General features: G+C 64.5%; 16 protein-coding genes. 13 read left to right on the top strand and 3 right to left on the bottom strand.

Going from position 1 to position 17,185, the window contains the following annotated elements; all coding sequences use genetic code 11:
* Positions 1 to 4 precede the first annotated feature (4 nt).
* The 4 genes from HCA61_RS23920 (at position 5) to HCA61_RS23905 (ending at position 5,024) form a co-directional block, all read left to right on the top strand.
* The gene (locus HCA61_RS23920; RefSeq protein ID WP_169690683.1) at positions 5 to 1,252 is read left to right on the top strand and encodes a sigma-70 family RNA polymerase sigma factor; all 1,248 of its coding nucleotides are present in this window, start codon (positions 5 to 7) and stop codon (positions 1,250 to 1,252) included.
* Between the two features lie 133 nt (positions 1,253 to 1,385).
* Entirely contained in the window at positions 1,386 to 2,642 is a 1,257-nt protein-coding gene (locus HCA61_RS23915; RefSeq protein ID WP_169690682.1) for a DUF4185 domain-containing protein, read from the top strand.
* A 78-nt stretch (positions 2,643 to 2,720) separates the two neighbouring features.
* Positions 2,721 to 3,986 (top strand): aspartate kinase, encoded by a 1,266-nt coding sequence (locus tag HCA61_RS23910; RefSeq protein WP_169690681.1) that lies wholly within the window; start codon positions 2,721 to 2,723, stop codon positions 3,984 to 3,986.
* A 3-nt stretch (positions 3,987 to 3,989) separates the two neighbouring features.
* A complete protein-coding gene (locus HCA61_RS23905; protein ID WP_169690680.1) occupies positions 3,990 to 5,024 on the top strand; it encodes an aspartate-semialdehyde dehydrogenase in 1,035 nt (344 codons plus the stop codon).
* A gap of 78 nt (positions 5,025 to 5,102) precedes the next feature.
* Here the strand turns inward: HCA61_RS23905 and HCA61_RS23900 are convergent, their stop codons facing one another.
* Entirely contained in the window at positions 5,103 to 5,582 is a 480-nt protein-coding gene (locus tag HCA61_RS23900) for a MaoC family dehydratase (protein ID WP_169690679.1), read from the bottom strand.
* A 169-nt stretch (positions 5,583 to 5,751) separates the two neighbouring features.
* Between HCA61_RS23900 and HCA61_RS23895 the strand changes: the two genes are divergently transcribed.
* The 5 genes from HCA61_RS23895 to HCA61_RS23875 are packed head-to-tail and all read left to right on the top strand — an operon-like array spanning position 5,752 to position 10,852.
* Entirely contained in the window at positions 5,752 to 6,330 is a 579-nt protein-coding gene (locus tag HCA61_RS23895) for a TetR/AcrR family transcriptional regulator (protein ID WP_169690678.1), read from the top strand.
* On the top strand, positions 6,327 to 7,850 hold the full coding sequence (locus HCA61_RS23890) for an NAD(P)/FAD-dependent oxidoreductase (protein ID WP_169690677.1): 1,524 nt from the start codon (positions 6,327 to 6,329) through the stop codon (positions 7,848 to 7,850). Before HCA61_RS23895 ends, HCA61_RS23890 begins: the two co-directional genes overlap by 4 nt.
* Positions 7,847 to 9,562, top strand: coding sequence for a GMC family oxidoreductase (locus HCA61_RS23885; RefSeq protein ID WP_169690676.1), 1,716 nt, complete (start codon positions 7,847 to 7,849; stop codon positions 9,560 to 9,562). The genes HCA61_RS23890 and HCA61_RS23885 overlap by 4 nt, the downstream gene beginning before the upstream one ends.
* Positions 9,546 to 10,181 carry an acetoacetate decarboxylase family protein gene (locus tag HCA61_RS23880; protein WP_169690774.1) on the top strand — a complete coding sequence of 212 codons (636 nt, stop codon included), beginning with the start codon at positions 9,546 to 9,548 and terminating at the stop codon, positions 10,179 to 10,181. The genes HCA61_RS23885 and HCA61_RS23880 overlap by 17 nt, the downstream gene beginning before the upstream one ends.
* Positions 10,182 to 10,228: 47 nt before the next feature.
* Positions 10,229 to 10,852 carry a pentapeptide repeat-containing protein gene (locus HCA61_RS23875; protein WP_169690675.1) on the top strand — a complete coding sequence of 208 codons (624 nt, stop codon included), beginning with the start codon at positions 10,229 to 10,231 and terminating at the stop codon, positions 10,850 to 10,852.
* 16 nt (positions 10,853 to 10,868) lie between these two features.
* On the opposite strand, the gene HCA61_RS23870 is transcribed toward HCA61_RS23875, so the two are convergent.
* Complete coding sequence (locus HCA61_RS23870; RefSeq protein WP_169690674.1) at positions 10,869 to 11,657, bottom strand: DUF5602 domain-containing protein; 789 nt, start codon at positions 11,655 to 11,657, stop codon at positions 10,869 to 10,871.
* A gap of 302 nt (positions 11,658 to 11,959) precedes the next feature.
* On the opposite strand from HCA61_RS23870, the gene HCA61_RS23865 reads away from it, so the two are divergent.
* Positions 11,960 to 13,417 carry a catalase gene (locus HCA61_RS23865; RefSeq protein WP_169690673.1) on the top strand — a complete coding sequence of 486 codons (1,458 nt, stop codon included), beginning with the start codon at positions 11,960 to 11,962 and terminating at the stop codon, positions 13,415 to 13,417.
* Between the two features lie 174 nt (positions 13,418 to 13,591).
* Entirely contained in the window at positions 13,592 to 14,164 is a 573-nt protein-coding gene (locus tag HCA61_RS23860; RefSeq protein WP_169690672.1) for an NADPH-dependent FMN reductase, read from the top strand.
* A gap of 6 nt (positions 14,165 to 14,170) precedes the next feature.
* On the opposite strand, the gene HCA61_RS23855 is transcribed toward HCA61_RS23860, so the two are convergent.
* Positions 14,171 to 15,064 (bottom strand): LLM class flavin-dependent oxidoreductase, encoded by an 894-nt coding sequence (locus HCA61_RS23855; RefSeq protein ID WP_169690671.1) that lies wholly within the window; start codon positions 15,062 to 15,064, stop codon positions 14,171 to 14,173.
* A 108-nt stretch (positions 15,065 to 15,172) separates the two neighbouring features.
* Here HCA61_RS23855 and HCA61_RS23850 point away from each other — a divergent pair, with 108 nt between their 5' ends.
* Positions 15,173 to 15,601 carry a Fur family transcriptional regulator gene (locus HCA61_RS23850; protein WP_169690670.1) on the top strand — a complete coding sequence of 143 codons (429 nt, stop codon included), beginning with the start codon at positions 15,173 to 15,175 and terminating at the stop codon, positions 15,599 to 15,601.
* Positions 15,602 to 15,706: 105 nt separating this feature from the next.
* Positions 15,707 to 17,167 carry a catalase gene (locus tag HCA61_RS23845; RefSeq protein WP_169690669.1) on the top strand — a complete coding sequence of 487 codons (1,461 nt, stop codon included), beginning with the start codon at positions 15,707 to 15,709 and terminating at the stop codon, positions 17,165 to 17,167.
* Positions 17,168 to 17,185: the final 18 nt, after the last annotated feature.

Below are 17,185 nucleotides of genomic sequence, written 5' to 3'. Positions count from 1 at the left end.
GGGCATGGATTCGGCGGAGGTGTTCCGCGCGGAGCACTGGAGTGCAGTCGCGTCCGTCGTGAGTGCGTTCGGCGATCTCGACCTCGCCGAGGACGCTGTTCAGGACGCCTTCGTCGAGGCCCTGCGGACGTGGCCGGAACGTGGTGTCCCCTCGAACCCCGGGGCGTGGATCACCGCGGTGGCCCGTAACCGCGCAGTGGATCGGTTGCGTCGGGAGGCCGCACGCAGCGGGAAGGAATCCGCGGCGATCGCGCTCGCACCGCCGCCACGCTCGGGGGACTCGGAGGACGGTGCGCTGCGCGACGATGAGCCCCGCGCGGTGCGCGACGATGAGCTGGGCTTGCTCTTCGCCTGCTGTCATCCGGCCCTCGGCCGCGACGCGCAGGTCGCGCTGACCCTGCGGCTGGTGTGCGGCCTCACGGCGACCGAGATCGCGCGCGCATTCCTGAAGTCCGAATCGGCTGTGACGAGGCGACTCACTCGCGCGAAGGCCAAGATCCGGGATGCGGCGATCCCGCTTCGGCTCCCTGCCGAACATCTTCTGCCGGAACGTGTCCCGCAAGTGCTGGCGTGTATCTACCTCGTGTTCACGGAGGGCTATTCAGCGACGGCGGGGGATTCCCCGATTCGTTCGGACCTGTGCGCCGAGGCGATCCGACTCGGCCACCTCACGTGCATGCTAATGCCGGACGAGGAGGAAGCGTGGGCGCTGCTTGCTCTCATGCTGCTCCAGGACAGCCGGCGCGGTGCCCGTCGTGACAGCAGTGGGGAACTGCTGCCGCTCGAAGATCAGGATCGAACGCAATGGGACGGGGACTCCATCGCTCAGGGCTTGGCCGTGCTCGATCGGGCTGCCGGTTCGACGGGGCAGTACCTGCTTCAGGCAGTCATTGCGGCAGTGCACGCCACTGCGCCGTCGTGGGAGCACACGGACTGGTCGGTGATCGCGGCAGCCTATGACCGTCTGATCGCGCTCACGGGCTCGCCGGTGGTCGAGATCAACCGGGCAGTTGCGCTCGGGTTCCGTGATGGATGGGATGCGGGGCTCGACGCGCTTGCTGCGGTGCCGAAGAATGCCGAACTGCGCCGGTTGTACGAGCCGGCTCGCGCCGACCTGTTGCGCCGTGCCGGTCGATTCGCCGAGGCAGCGGAGGCTTATCGTGCCGCGCTCGCGGTGACGGGCAACGAGTCGATCGCCCGAGTGCTGCGTCGACGCCTCGTCGAGATCGACATCGCCGGAGGTGGGGGGTGACCCGGGTGCGTTCGTGACCCGATCGAAATCAGTGCTTCCCGCATGTTCGTACCTCGACGCCTTATTGTGCTCAGAGGTAACTCGAGTATCACCAGTCACATTGGTACCAGGCGAGTGGTGAGGGGTGTGGTTCATGCGGTCTTCCAGGAGGGCGGCCATCGGGGGCTGCGCCCTTGTCATCGCACTGGGTGGAACGGTGCCATTTGCCGTGCAGGCAGGCGCCGAACCGTGTGGCCACGAGAGCCCAAGTGGTAGCGGGCTCGGTAGTGGTGGTTTCGGTAGCGGAGGCCTCGGTAGCGGTGGTAGTGCGGATCTCCTGCCCGGAGCGCCGAACAACCTGCTACCGGACCTGGGGTCAGGGCCCACGCGGGCCGTCGCATGGGTCACCGGACCGCGTAGCGACAACCGGACCGACACGCGATTCTCCGTTTCGGGTACCGACCTGGCGATCATGTGGGACAACGGCGCAGCCGGACCGGACCGCAGGATTCTCATGGCGTTCGGCGACACCTTCGGAGACTGTGCCGCCCCCGGTGAACAGTGGCGGCACAACATCCTCATGCGCAGCGCAGACGCGAGCCTGGCCGACGGCATCGACGTTCCCGACTCGGTTCCCGGCGATATTCACGCCGGTTCGCCCGTGGATGCGCATGCTCCTGATTTCTCCCGTGAGCTGGTGGGGGCGCTCGGAATCGAAGGGATCGAGAAGACGGTGATCCCCACCGCTGGGATCGCCGTGGACGGCGTGCAGTACATCAACTTCATGTCGGTGCGCGCCTGGGGCGATCACGGCGAATGGTGGACCAACGCCTCCATGATCGGCACCTCCGTCGACAACGGCGAGACCTGGCACGTCGACCCGGCCACCGCGCGACTGAACGTGCCCCTCGACATTCCGGGCGTCCAACAGTTGTCGGTGGGCAACGCCAACTTCCAACAGCACGCGTATGTACGGCACGGCGGCTATCTCTACGACTACGGGACGCCTCAGGGCAGGTTCGGCGCTGCGTTCCTCTCGCGCGTGCCCGAGCACCGGCTCCTCGACCTCGCCGCGTACGAGTACTGGACCGCGGACGGATGGATACCGGGTGATGTCGATCGTGCTGTGCCGATCGTCCCGGGTGCGGTGGGCGAGCTGTCGGTTCATTTCACCGGCGACCGATTCGTCATGCTCTACGGCGACGATGCCGACGGCGCGATCGAACTGCGGACCAGCGTATCGCCCGAGGGTCCGTGGAGTGAGCCTCGCCCGCTCGTGACGCGGGATCGGGCCGGGGGTCTGTATGCGCCGTTCATCCATCCGTGGTCGACCGGTGACGACCTTTATTTCACGGTCTCACGCTGGAGCGATTACAACGTCATGCTTTTGTACACGACCGTATCCGGATAGGGCGAGGGCTGCGCAGGCCGTCGGCATCGGTAAGCTTGCTTCCTGGACTTGTACCCAAGACCCCGGAGGTTCGCCAGCGTGGCACTCGTCGTCCAGAAGTACGGAGGATCGTCGGTCTCGACGGCCGAACGGATCCGGCGCGTCGCTGAAAGGATCGTCGAGACCAAGAAGGCGGGCAACGACGTCGTTGTGGTCGTGTCGGCAATGGGCGACACGACCGATGAACTCCTCGACCTCGCCCAACAGGTCTGCCCGGCCCCGCCCGCACGTGAGATGGACATGCTTCTCACCTCCGGTGAGCGCATCTCCAACGCCCTCGTCGCGATGGCAATTCACTCCTTCGGCGCCGAAGCCAGGTCCTTCACCGGCTCGCAGGCAGGTGTCATCACCACCGGCAGCCACGGTAAGGCGAAGATCATCGACGTGACGCCCGGTCGCGTGCGGACTGCGCTCGACGAGGGCAGCATCGTGCTCGTCGCCGGATTCCAGGGCGTCAGTCAGGACAACAAAGACATCACGACGCTCGGTCGTGGCGGATCGGATACCACCGCTGTCGCTCTTGCCGCCGCGCTGAACGCGGACGTCTGCGAGATCTACACGGACGTCGACGGCGTGTTCAGCGCCGACCCGCGCATCGTCAAGGATGCGCAGCGGCTCGACAAGGTCTCCTTCGAAGAGATGCTCGAACTCGCAGCATGTGGGGCCAAGGTCTTGATGCTGCGCTGCGTCGAGTACGCCCGCCGCTACAACGTGCCCGTGCACGTTCGTTCGTCGTACACCACCAAGCCCGGCACCCTTGTGACCGGATCGATGGAGGACATCCCCGTGGAAGAAGCCCTGATCACCGGCGTTGCACACGACCGCAGCGAGTCGAAGATCACCGTTGTCGGACTGCCCGACACGCCCGGCTACGCCGCGAAGGTGTTCCGCGCTGTCGCCGACGCCGAGATCAACATCGACATGGTGCTGCAGAACATCTCGAAGGTGGAGACCGGCAAGACCGATATCACCTTCACGCTGCCGACCTCCGACGGTCCGCGCGCCGTCGAGCTGCTCAGCAAGCGTCAGGACGAGATCGGCTTCACCCAGGTGCTGTTCGACGACCACATCGGCAAGGTGTCGCTCGTCGGTGCGGGTATGAAGAGCCACCCCGGCGTGACCGCCAAGTTCTGCGAGGCATTGGCGGATGCCGGCATCAACATCGACCTCATCTCGACCTCCGAGATCCGCATTTCGGTGCTGGTCGATGACAACGAACTCGACGACGCGGTGCGTGTACTCCACGCCGCGTTCGAACTCGGCGGCGAGGAAGAAGCCGTCGTGCACGCAGGGACGGGACGGTAAGCCATGACAACCATCGCTGTAGTCGGTGCGACCGGGCAGGTCGGCATCGTCATGCGCACCCTTCTCGAGGAGCGCAACTTCCCGGCCGACAAGGTGCGGTTCTTCGCGTCGGCGCGTTCTGCTGGCAAGAAGCTCCCGTTCCGCGGGGAGGAGATCGTCGTCGAGGACGCGGCCGCGACTTCCGACGAGGACTTGAAGGGCATCGATATCGCCCTGTTCTCTGCCGGCGCGACCCTGTCGCGTGAGCAGGCTCCGCGGTTCGCGGCAGCCGGCGCGACCGTCGTCGACAACTCGTCGGCGTGGCGCAAGGATCCAGAGGTTCCACTCGTGGTGAGCGAGGTGAACCCGGAGGAGGCGAAGAACCCGCCGAAGGGCATCATCGCCAACCCGAACTGCACGACGATGGCTGCGATGCCGGTTCTCAAGGCCCTGCACGACGAGGCGGGTCTGCAGCGACTGGTCATCTCGAGCTACCAGGCGGTGTCGGGTAGTGGTATCGCAGGCGTCGAAGAACTCCTCGGCCAGGCGCGCGCCGTCATCGGTGACGCGGAGAAGCTCGTGCACGACGGCAGTGCCGTGGAATTCCCGGCGCCCGACAAGTACGTCGCGCCGATCGCGTTCAACGTTCTCCCGATGGCCGGGGCGATCGTCGACGACGGATCCGGTGAGACCGACGAGGACCAGAAGCTGCGCAACGAGTCGCGCAAGATCCTCGGTCTTCCCGACCTGCTCGTTTCGGGTACATGTGTGCGCGTCCCGGTCGTCACCGGTCACTCGCTTTCGATCAACGCGGAGTTCGAGCGTCCCGTTTCGCCCGCTCGCGCGCAGGAGGTCCTCGCGTCTGCTCCGGGGGTCAAGCTGGTCGATGTGCCGACGCCACTCGCCGCTGCCGGTGACGACGTGTCGCTGGTCGGTCGTATCCGCCAGGATCCGGGAGCCCCCGAGGGACGTGGGCTTGCGCTGTTCGTGTCGGGCGACAACTTGCGGAAGGGTGCTGCGCTCAACACCATTCAGATTGCGGAGCTTCTGGCTCGGTAGACTGCTGCGCGTATTTCGAGCGAACGGCACCTTCGATCGTCACGATCGAGGGTGCCGTTCCTCGTTCCGGGGGTGCTGTCACTCGAACATGCGATAGATCGCCTCGACGACAACTGCGGGGCGTTCGCTGTCCTCGAGTTCGATCACGCCCTCGATGACGATCTGGACGCCGCCTTCGGGCAGCTCCGTGAGTGATTTCAGGGTTGCGTCGAGTCGCACCCGCGCGCCGGCCGGTACCGGGTTGGTGAATCGAACTTTGTCGAGGCCGTAGTTGAGTGCCAGCGTCACGCTGTCCACCTTCAGTACCTCGTACCACATCGGGATGATCAGCGAGAGTGTCAGATACCCGTGTGCGATCGGTCCGCCGAACGGGCTTTCCTTCTTCGCGCGGTCGGGGTCGATGTGGATCCACTGATGGTCGTCGGTGGCGTCGGCGAAGGTGTCGATCCGATCCTGTCCGACGGTGATCCAGGAGCTGAGGCCGAGGGGTCTGCCGACGTATCCGGCGAGTTCGGCGAGGGTCGAGACGTGTGTACCGGTGGTTTCAGTGGATGTCATCGGGACTCCCTTACTGCTCGGTATTGCTGTGCGCGTAAGCGATTCTGCTCTGTGTGCCACTGTTTGGCCCCGGGTTGGGTCTCGAATGGGTCTCGGCACCCTGCGGCACCGTAGGTAGAAGATAAAAACAGTCTGGACTGTTTGTTGATTTGCCGTTACGCTCGGTATCGTGATCCACGACACTGTAGCGGCGGGCTCGCGAACTCAAGCGCAACGCACCGCAGCGACGCGCGGGAAGTTGCTCGACGCGGCGGTCGAATCCCTCGTCGAACTGGGGTATTCGGGCACCAGTACTCACGGCATCGCCACGCGGGCCGGGGTGTCGCGTGGAGCGCAGCTCCACCACTTTCCGACCAAGGAATCGCTGGTCGTCGCGGCTGTGGAGCATCTGGTCGACAAGCGCCTGGTCGAAATCCTCGAAGCCGAGCCGGATCCCGAAGTCGGGATGGAAACGCTGATGGATGCGTTCTCCGGGCCGCTGTTCGATGCCGCGCTCGAACTGTGGGTGGCAGCGCGCACCGATCCGGCATTGCACACCGCGATGGTCCCACTGGAGCGCAAGGTGTCGGATGCGCTGCGCTTGGGATTGATGGAGATCATGGGTGACCGGATGAGCTCCGAGTCGATCGATCTCAGTATCGAGCTCGCTCGGGGGCTGGCGGTATCGGCTCTGATGCGCACCCCCGAAACCGATCGTGAGTTCCGGAAGCGGCTGCTTCCGGCGTGGAAGGCTCTGGTGATGAAATGAAATCTGGCGATGCGACCGGCAGGAAAACGCTCCCTCGGCACGTCCGTACGCTCATAGTCGGCGCGGGGTTCGGTGGTATCGGGATGGCCGCCACGATCTTGCGTGACGATCCCGCCGCTGATGTCCTCGTGGTCGAACGCGGCGACGATGTCGGCGGGACCTGGCGGGCGAACACGTATCCCGGTGCTGCATGCGATGTTCCGAGTGCTCTGTACTCCTTCTCGTTTGCGCCGGAGTCCGAGTGGAAGCGGGCACACGGTACTCGGGCCGAGATCTACGCGTACCTCCGCCGGGTATCGGGCGAACTGGGCGTCACGCGGCGCACCCTGTTCGGGTGTGAGCTGCGCGATGCGCAGTGGGACGGAGAGCGAGCGCGATGGGCGGTGTCGACCTCGCGTGGCGACCTCACCGCCGACGTGCTCATCGTCGCGACAGGCGCCCTCTCGACCCCCACCCTGCCCAAGGTCCAGGGCCTGGAACTCTTCCGCGGGAAGATGTTCCACTCCGCAGAGTGGGACCACGACCATGACCTGACCGGCACACGGGTCGCGGTGATCGGTACCGGAGCATCGGCCATCCAGTTCGTTCCGGAGATCGTCGGCGAGGTCGACCGCCTTACGCTCTTCCAGCGCACCGCATCCTGGGTGATGCCCAAGCGTGATCACGCGATCGCTTCTCCGGTTCGATCGCTGTACCGCCGCTTTCCTCTGATCCAGAAGGCCGTGCGCGGTGCCGTGTACGGCCAGAAGGAGATGTATGTCATCGGGATGACGAAGCCCCTCGCGCGGAAGTGCGCGCTGCCGCTGTTCGAGAAGCGCGCCCGTTCGGTCCTACGCAAGCAGGTACCTGATCCCGAACTACGCAACCGTCTCACGCCGGACTTCGCCATCACCTGCAAGCGAATTCTGCTGTCCAACGACTGGTTTCCGGCAATCACCCGTCGTAATGTCGAGGTCGTCTCGTCGGCGCTGACCGCGGTGACCGAAAACGGAGTCGTCGACGCTGCAGGCAACGAGTACCCCGTCGACACGATCATCTTCGGGACAGGTTTCACTCCCTCCGAACCTCCTGTTGCGCAGCATATCCGAGGTGAAGACGGGCGGAGCCTCGCGGACGTGTGGAGCGGAAGCCCCTCGGCGCACCTGGGAATCAGCATCAACGGCTTTCCGAACCTGTTCCTCATGTACGGCCCGAATACCAACCTCGGGCACAGCTCCATCGTGTACATGCTCGAATCCCAGGCCGCGTACATCGCCGATGCGCTGCGCGTCATGCGCGTGCGCTGCCTCGATGCGGTGGAGGTCAGAGCCGACGCGCAGCGCCGCTACGCCGAAGAACTCGACCCGATGCTGGCAGGCACGGTCTGGAACACCGGTGGCTGCAGTAGTTGGTACCTCGACAAGACCGGCCGGAACTCGGTGATGTGGCCGACCTTCACCTGGCACTACCGTAATCGGACCAGGGAGTTCGATGCAGAGAACTATGCCCTGCGGGCCACGAACTCGGGAGTACGAGCATGACCCATTACGACGTCCTCGTCATCGGATCCGGATTCGGTGGGAGCGTCTCCGCTCTGCGTCTGACCGAGAAAGGTTACCGGGTCGGAGTTCTCGAGGCAGGCCGTCGCTTCGCCGACGACGAGCTTCCGAAAACCAGCTGGAGGCTCCGCAAGTATCTGTGGGCACCTGCGATCGGATGTTATGGCGTGCAGCGTATTCACCTCCTACCGGACGTACTCGTCATGGCCGGAGCCGGAGTCGGAGGGGGCTCGCTCAACTACGCGAACACCCTCTACCGTCCGCCGTCACGGTTCTTCCAGGATCCACAGTGGGGGCACATCACCGATTGGGAGACCGAACTCTCGCCCTATTACGAGCAGGCCTCGCGGATGCTCGGGGTGCGTGAGAACCCGAGCGTCACCCCTGCCGACGAGGTGATGCGGAAGGTCGCCGACGATATGGGCGTGGGCGACACCTTCGGTCCGACTCCGGTCGGTGTCTTCTTCGACGAACCGGGCAAGACCGTCCCCGACCCGTTCTTCGGCGGAGCGGGCCCCGAGCGCACAGGATGCACCGAGTGCGGCAGCTGCATGACCGGGTGCCGCGTAGGTGCCAAGAACACCCTGGTCAAGAACTATCTCCATCTCGCAGAGCGTGCGGGCGCGCGGATCCATCCCCTCACCACCGCGACACGGGTCACGCCCCGGTCGGGTGGCGGCTACGAGATAGAGACACGCAGCACGAACGGTATCCGTAAGCGTCGCAAGACTTTCACCGCTGATCAGGTCGTAGTCGCGGCAGGAAACTACGGCACCGCGCGTTTGCTCCTCGCGATGCGTGAGGGCGGCGATCTCTCCCGGTTGTCGCCGAGGCTCGGTCGTGTCGTTCGGACCAATTCCGAGGCGGTACTCGCAGCAACGGCGCAGAGTCGCGACGTCGACTACACCGAAGGAGTTGCGATCACCTCATCTTTCCACCCGGACGATCACACCCACATCGAGCCGGTGCGATACGGAAAGGGCAGCAACGCGATCGGACTTCTGCAGGCGCTCCTCGTCGACGGCGGGGGAAGAGTACCGCGGCTGGCGAAGTTCGTCGGTGTGGCGGTCCGTAATCCGCGAGCGTTCCTACGCAGTCTGTCGGTGCGACGATGGTCCGAACGCACCGTCATCGCGCTCGTGATGCAGACCGACGACAACTCCCTCGAACTTGCCAGCAGGCGAAGCCCGCTCGGACACGGTGTCACCAGCAAGCAGGGTCCCGGGAATCCGCCACCGGAGTGGATCCCCGTCGGGCACGAGGCGGTCCGGCGGGTGGGCGACGAGATCGGTGGTGATCCGGGTGGATCACTGCTCGATCTCGTGAACATCCCCATGACCGCGCACTTCCTCGGCGGTTGCGTGATCGGTGACTCGCCCGAGACGGGTGTCGTCGATCCCTATCTGCGCGCGTACGGGCACGAAGGCCTTCATGTGGTCGACGGCTCCGTGGTCACCGCGAATCTCGGCGTCAACCCCTCGCTCACCATCACCGCCCAGGCGGAGCGAGCAATGGCGTTGTGGCCGAACAAGGGCGAGGACGATACCCGGCCCGAGCTCGGGGCGCCCTATGCGCCGGTGAAACCTGTGCATCCGATTCGACCGGCTGTGCCAGCAGAGGCACCCGGCGCGCTGCGCCTACCTCTTTTTCCGATACGACGTGAGGAGACGGCCGGTGCTGTGGAGCGTTCCTGAAAGCGACGACGGACGGACGGACTGGCCGGCGTCGCCACCGCCACCGTGGCCGGCGAGCGTGCGCGCCACCCTGTGGTGGCACCGCAGTACTCCTGCGGCCCGTGAATACGGTCCCGGAGGGCCGATCGTGCCGATGACACTGGCGATGATGGTCAACTACCTGGAGTCCCCGGTCGGTCCCTATCGGGAGATTCTGGCCAGCCCGGTTCTTCGCCGGGGTCCGATCCCCGCGATGGCAGTACCGTTCATCGCTGTCGATTCCGAACCGTCGGTACACGGTGGCCGTGAGCATTGGAAGTTGCCGAAGGTGCTTGCCGAATTCTCGGGGGACGTTCTCGGAGACCTCACCGCTGTCTCGGAGGGCTGGAAGGTGCGGACTTCCGCGTCACCGCGCGGGCCGCAGCTTCCGATCGTCGGGGGACTGTCGTTCGCGCAGCCGGACGGGGACGGCGCACTGTGTCGCGCGTCTGCGCGTTTGCGTGGCCGTTTCCGGTATGCGCGGGTCACGGTGGAAGCCGAGGGGCCGACGCTGGATCGTTGGCTCCGGCCGGGCACCCATCACGGAATCGTCATCACTTCGGGTTCGATGGCGACAGGGCCTGCGCGTATCGAGCGATGACAGGAGGCCTCGATCCGCGTGACCGGCCATGGTGAACACTGGAGGGCATGAGTGACCCCACCTTCGAAGCCGGTATCGACGAGATCGTAGGGGAGGACTATTCGGATGCTCGCCTGCCGCGGCAGGAGTGGCGTCGTCAGGAATATGTGGGCTGCACATTCCACGATGCGGACCTCTCCGGGCTCGGGACGGAAGCGGTCACCTTCACCGACTGCGATTTCACAGGTGCGGATCTCACCGGGTCGACGCACTCCGGCTCGGCGTTCCGGAACTGCACATTCGAGTACACGCAGTTGCGCGGCAGCACCTTCCGGAACTCGACGTTTCTCGGCTCGGTCTTCCGGGACTGCCGAATGCGGCCGATGACCTTCGACGAGGTCGACTTCAGTCTGACCTCGCTCGGCGGTGTCGACCTCCGGAAGGCCGACCTGAGCGGTTGCCGACTACGGGAGGCGAACCTGGTCGAGGCGGATCTGCGGGAAGCGCTGCTCGTCGGCGCTGACCTCAGCGGCGTGCGTGCGGGTGGGTTACGACTCGACGGAGCAGACCTGACCGGAGCGCGCGTCGACGCGATGCTCTGGGTTTCCGCGAGCCTGCGGGGCGCGAAGATCGATTTCGGGCAGGCGCTCGCGTACGCGGGGGCGCAGGGCCTTCAGGTCGTGCAGGGCTGAGGCCGGCGCGGTTCGCTCAGGACGGTTCCCGCGGTGTGAGCCCGCCGAGTTCGATGACGTACTCCTGCGTGGCCTCGTCCCAGGTGACCGAGTAGGTCGTGGGGTACGCGCCCGACTGCTGGTAGGCGGCGGGCTGTGGCAGGTCCTCGTGCAGATCCGGCTTCGACGTGAGCCATTCGCGGGTCATCATCGGCTCGATGAACACGACCTGCCCGTCCCACGTCCCGTGCAGCACGGTTTCGGTGAAGTGGTGATCGTGTTCGCCGGTGTCGAGCCAGTGCAGCCCCATACCTGGAACCGTGCCCAGGAGCGGATCGTCGCCGGCGGCGTAACCGTCCGGTAGATACCGGGGATCGGGAAGTCGAGTGGAAGCCTCGATGTACCCCGGCGTCAGCGGATCGATCGCTCTTCTGGCCGCGGAGTCGATCAAGTAGAAGTGCACGTCGATGTGGGGGATGTCGAAGCCGTGCTCGGGGTTGTGGCCGTGCGAATTCCAGTCGAGGGTCACGTGATCGAAGATGGTGGTCGCGGCTTGTTCGGGTAGTGGCAGGACGTACTCCTGCGTGGTCGGCAACATCCCGATCGGAAGCTCATCGAGGGCGGCGGCGTCGAGGCGGACACCGACCGAGGTCGGAGCACGGTCGTCGTCGAACGCGACATAGGTATGTGCGTTGCCTGCCCCGACCGAGATCTCGTCGGCGCTGACGACTCCCGATATCCCGCCTGCGTGCGCAGAGGGGGAGGTGGCCACGAGGAGCGCGCATGCCACAGTGACGAGCAAGGGCGAGCGTGATCGAATGGCCATGGTTCTCCTGTGATGCATGCGGCTGGTGATTCGGATGGTATTTCCCTGACGACCGGTCCCGTGCCGGGTAGGTTGAATCGTGATGTTCCGGTTCTGCACGCCGGTGCATCGGGACTTTGTGCCTCGTTTTCTTGACCTATTCAAGAAAAGGTGGTGAAGTGTGACTGGCGGCACAGCGCGAGCCCACGTTGTGGAACGCCAGGGATACGCGCCGCTCCGCAGCCCGGAGTGGTAGAGCGACAACTGGATACGAACTTCGACTCAACGCACGCACACCCACGCGTGTTTACGGAGGGACGACTATGACTCAGGACAAGTTGACGACCGGCGCAGGTGCCCCCGTCCCCGACAATCAGAACGTCATCACTGCTGGACCGCGAGGTCCGCAACTTCTCCAGGACGTCTGGTTCCTCGAAAAACTCGCGCACTTCGACCGCGAGGTCATTCCCGAACGCCGGATGCACGCGAAGGGGTCGGGTGCGTACGGGACCTTCACCGTCACCAACGACATCTCGCAGTACACCACGGCCAAGATCTTCTCAGAGGTCGGCAAGAAGACCGAGCTGTTCGCGCGGTTCTCCACCGTCGCCGGCGAGCGCGGTGCTGCCGATGCGGAGCGCGACATCCGCGGCTTCGCGGTCAAGTTCTACACCGAGGACGGAAACTGGGACCTCGTCGGCAACAACACCCCGGTCTTCTTCTTCCGAGATCCGCTGAAGTTCCCCGACCTCAACCACGCCGTCAAGCGCGACCCGCGCACCAATCTGCGTAGTCCCAACAACAACTGGGATTTCTGGACCAACCTGCCGGAGTCGCTGCACCAGGTCACCATCGTGATGAGCGACCGAGGAATCCCCGCCTCGTACCGGCATATGCACGGTTTCGGATCGCACACCTTCAGTTTCATCAATGCCGAGGGCGAGCGGTTCTGGGTGAAGTTCCACCACCGTGTCCAGCAGGGCATCAAGAACCTCACGGACGCCGAGGCGGCCGAACTCGTCGGCGCCGACCGGGAAAGCCATCAGCGTGATCTCTTCGACGCGATCGAGGCCGGCGACTTCCCGAAGTGGAAGTTGTGTGTCCAGGTCATGCCGGAGGCCGACGCCGCGAAGGTGCCCTACCACCCGTTCGATCTGACGAAGGTCTGGCCGAAGGGCGACTACCCTCTCATCGAAGTCGGCGAGTGGGAACTCAACCGCAACCCCGACAACTACTTCGCAGAAGTCGAGCAGGCCGCCTTCAACCCCGCGCACGTGGTTCCGGGTATCAGTTTCTCACCCGACAAGATGCTGCAGGGGCGCCTGTTCTCATACGGAGACGCGCAGCGGTACCGACTGGGAGTCAATCACTTCCAGATCCCGGTCAATGCTCCGAAGAACGGGGTGAACAGTTTCCACCGCGACGGCGCGATGCGGGTCGACGGCAATCACGGCGGCAAGCTGCACTACGAGCCGAACAGCTACGGTCAGTGGCAGGAGCAGGCGGAGTACCGCAATCCGCCTCAGTCGGTGGGCGACGTCGCCGACGCGTGGAACTTCCGCGAGGACGACGACAACTATTTCTCGCAGCCCCGCGCGTTGTTCAACAACATGAGCGACGAGCAGAAGCAAGCATTGTTCGAGAACACCGCCCGCGCGATCGACGGCGCTGAAGAGATTGTGGTGCAGCGCCACATCGACAACTGCACCCAGTGCGACCCCGCTTACGGGGAGGGCGTCGCGAAGGCGATTGCAGCACTCAAGGGAGCGCGGCCGATCTAGTTCTTCCGGCTCACCCGAGGGGTCGTCCGCGCATAGCGGCCGGCCCCTCAGGTGTCTCCGCGGCGACGGTCGGTTGAACATCGATGGAATCGCCACGAAGAGTTCCGCGTGTACGCATGATGGAGTTCACGTGATCCTCCAGTTCACGTGATCCTCCTCCGAAGAGAAGTATCGGTGAGCGCATATGTGGTCGGCTACATCGTCGGCAGCCTGTCCTCCACATCGATCAATCGCATTCTGTCGAAAGCCCTGATCAAGTTGGCGCCGGACGACCTGTCCTTCGTCGAGATCCCGATCAAGGACCTGCCGCTGTACAGCCAGGACTACGACTCCGATTACCCGCCGCAGGGACGCGATCTCAAGGAGGCTATCGCAGCGGTCGACGCGATCCTGTTCGTCACGCCCGAGTTCAACCGGTCGATTCCCGGAGGGTTGAAGAATGCGATCGATTGGGCGTCGAGGCCGTGGGGCCAGAACTCCTTCGACCACATGCCGGTCGCGGTAATCGGTGCATCTCCCGGCGCTATCGGTACTGCGCTGGCCCAGCAGAGTCTGCGGGCGGTGCTGAGCTTCACGAACACCCGCCAGATGACGGCTCCTGAGGGCTACATCACCTTCGACCCGGACATCTACACCGCCGACGGGTCGATCTCCGATGCCTCGACCGCGGACTTCCTCCGGAAGTACATGGAGGAATTTCGCGAGCACATCGAGCGAGTCCTCACCGTCCTGCCCCGCAATCGCTGAACCGCGTCAGGTTGCATTCCGCTCCGCGTCGACGAGGTCGCGCACCTGTGGCGCGACCTCTCCGGCGAAGCGTTCGAGGTCGTCGGCGGAGTCGCTACCGAGGATGAACGTGCCGGTGCCGTGCAGCAACGCCATATCGGCGAGTTGTTCGGCCCATACTCGCGGCGGCCCGTTGAGGAACGAACCGTCGGCCGAGTCGGTGAAGGTGCCGCTGATGTTGTACAGGCGGCGGATCGCAGCTGGGTCGCGACCCGCCTCCTGTGCAGCCGCGTCCACTCGTTCGGTCATCGCGCCGAGTGCGTCCGGTCCGGCATTGAAAGAGCTCGGTAGCCATCCGTCGGCGTAGCGTCCCGTCACCGCCAGCATCCGCTTCCCGTACGCACCGAGCCAGATTCCGATGTCGTGCAGTGGGGCAGGTCCGCGCTTGGCGCCGTCGACGCTGTAGTGCTCGCCGCTGACACGTGCTGCCCCGCGTTCGTCCGACCAGAGGGCTCGGATCACCGTGATGGCGTCGACGAGTGCGTCGACCGATTCTCCTGCGCTGCGTCGTGGCCCCCCGTTGGCGGCGATGGCGTCCCAGAAGCTCCCGGCCCCCAATCCGAGTTCGATGCGCCCGCCGCTGAGCCGGTCGAGCGATGCGGCGCTGCGCGCGAGGATTGCTGGTCCTCGTAGCGGAAGATTCGCGACATTCGGAGAGATCGTCACGGTGTCGGTCTTTGCTGCAATCCAGGTCAGCAGAGTCCATGCGTCGAGAAAGCGGGGTTGGTACGGGTGGTCCTGGATGGTGACCAGGTCCAGTCCGGCACGTTCGGATCGTACGGCGAGGTCGACGACCGTGGCGTCGGCCGCGGTGGGCGTGAGAAAGCTTCCGAACCGGAGTGTCTGACCGTAGTCGGGCATGGGATGTTCCTTCCCCTTGACGGAGGCGACCGTGCCCACCCTATCCGGTGATCACGGCCACACCGATCCTTTTCTTGACTAATTCCAGAAAAGCGGCATACTGGTGGCATGCAACGAACGGATTACTCACACTTCGACCCCAAGGAACAGCTTCGTTCCGTGGGGCTCCGGGTGACGGCTCCGCGTGTTGCAGTACTCGATATGGTTGCCCGGAACCCACATTCGGATGCCGATGAGGTCGCCGCCGCTGTGCGAGACGAGCTCGGCAAGGTCTCGACCCAGGCCGTGTACGACGTACTCAGGGCCTGCGTGGGTGCCGGACTTCTCCGGCGGATCGAGCCGGCCGGATCTCCGGCACGGTTCGAGACCCGCACTGGAGACAACCACCACCACCTGGTCTGCCGTAATTGCGGCACCGTCGTCGACGTCGACTGCGCCGTCGGTGCTGCACCCTGCCTGACTCCGTCGGATGCCGGAGGTTTCGTCGTCGACGAAGCCGAGGTGACCTTCTGGGGTCTGTGTCAGTCCTGCCGCTGAACCCTTTCGATATCCACATTCACTTCATGCACGGTGTCGCTCCGGCGACCCGTGTCGACGCGTCGTACCCGGTTTCACGGGTAATCGCCGATACGGAGGTCTCACATGACGAACACCCGTTTCACCACCAACAACGCCGGTAACCCTGTAGCCAGTGACGACACCTCGCTGACCGCGGGCGCGCAAGGCCCGATCCTGCTGCACGACCATTACCTCATCGAGAAGCTCGCACACTTCAACCGTGAACGTGTCCCCGAGCGAGTGGTCCACGCGAAGGGTGGTGGGGCATTCGGTGAACTCGTCGTGACCGAGGACGTGAGCGCCTACACGAAGGCGAAGTTGTTCCAGCCCGGTGTGAAAACTGAGTCGCTGGTGCGATTTTCGACGGTTGCCGGTGAGCAGGGAAGTCCGGACACGTGGCGCGACCCGCGTGGTTTCGCGGTGCGGTTCTACACCGAGGACGGCAATTACGACCTCGTCGGCAACAACACACCGGTCTTCTTCATCAAGGATCCGATCAAGTTCCCCGACTTCATCCATTCGCAGAAGCGCCTACCCGGCTCCGGCCTGCGCGACCACACCATGCAGTGGGATTTCTGGACGCTGCGTCCCGAAACCGCGCACCAGGTGACCTGGCTGATGGGGGACCGCGGCATTCCTCGTACCTGGCGGCACATGGACGGCTTCGGCTCCCACACCTACCAGTGGATCAACGCCGCCGGTGAGCGATTCTGGGTGAAGTACCACTTCAAGACCGACCAGGGCATCGAAACCCTTACCGCTGCTCAGGCGGACGTGCTCGCCGGAACCGACCCCGACTACCACCGGGCCGATCTGTACCAGGCGATCGAACGGGGTGAATTCCCCAGCTGGACGCTGCACGTGCAGGTGATGCCTGTTGCAGAGGCCGAGGGCTATCGCTTCAATCCGTTCGACCTCACCAAGGTCTGGTCGCAGAAGGACTACCCGCTGATCAAGGTCGGGACCTGGACACTGAACCGCAACCCGCGCAACTTCTTCGCAGAGATCGAGCAGGCTGCGTTCGCGCCGTCGAACGTCGTGCCAGGAATTGGATTCTCACCTGACAAGATGCTGTTGGGCCGGGTGTTCTCCTATGCCGACGCACACCGCTACCGCGTGGGAGCGAACCACGCGCAGCTGCCGGTCAACGCCCCGAAGAACAAGGTGGAGTCGTACTCGCAGGACGGGAACATGACGTACTCGTTCAACGACCCCGCGACGCCGGTCTACGCACCGAACAGCTTCGGTGGTCCACATGCGGATCCTGAGCGTGCGGGCGACGATGGACTGTGGGACTTCGGAACCGAGGCGGTGCGAGCTGCTTATGTGCAGCACGCAGAGGATGACGACTTCGGTCAGGCGGGCACGTTGGTCCGAGAGGTCATGGACGACGCTACGCGGGAACTTCTGGTCGGCAACATCGTCGGCCATGTCCTGGCCGGCACGTCAGAGGCGTTGTACGAGCGCATCTTCGAATACTGGCGCAATGTCGACACCGATCTCGGGAAGAAGGTCGAAGAAGGCGTGCGGTCCGGCGGCGAATGATCTCTCGGGTGCGTCCGA

The organism is Rhodococcus sp. HNM0563 (assembly GCF_012726195.1).
Lineage (GTDB): Bacteria > Actinomycetota > Actinomycetes > Mycobacteriales > Mycobacteriaceae > Rhodococcus.
The sequence above is the reverse complement of the archived record's forward strand: the minus strand, read 5'-3'. Positions and strand labels throughout refer to the sequence as shown.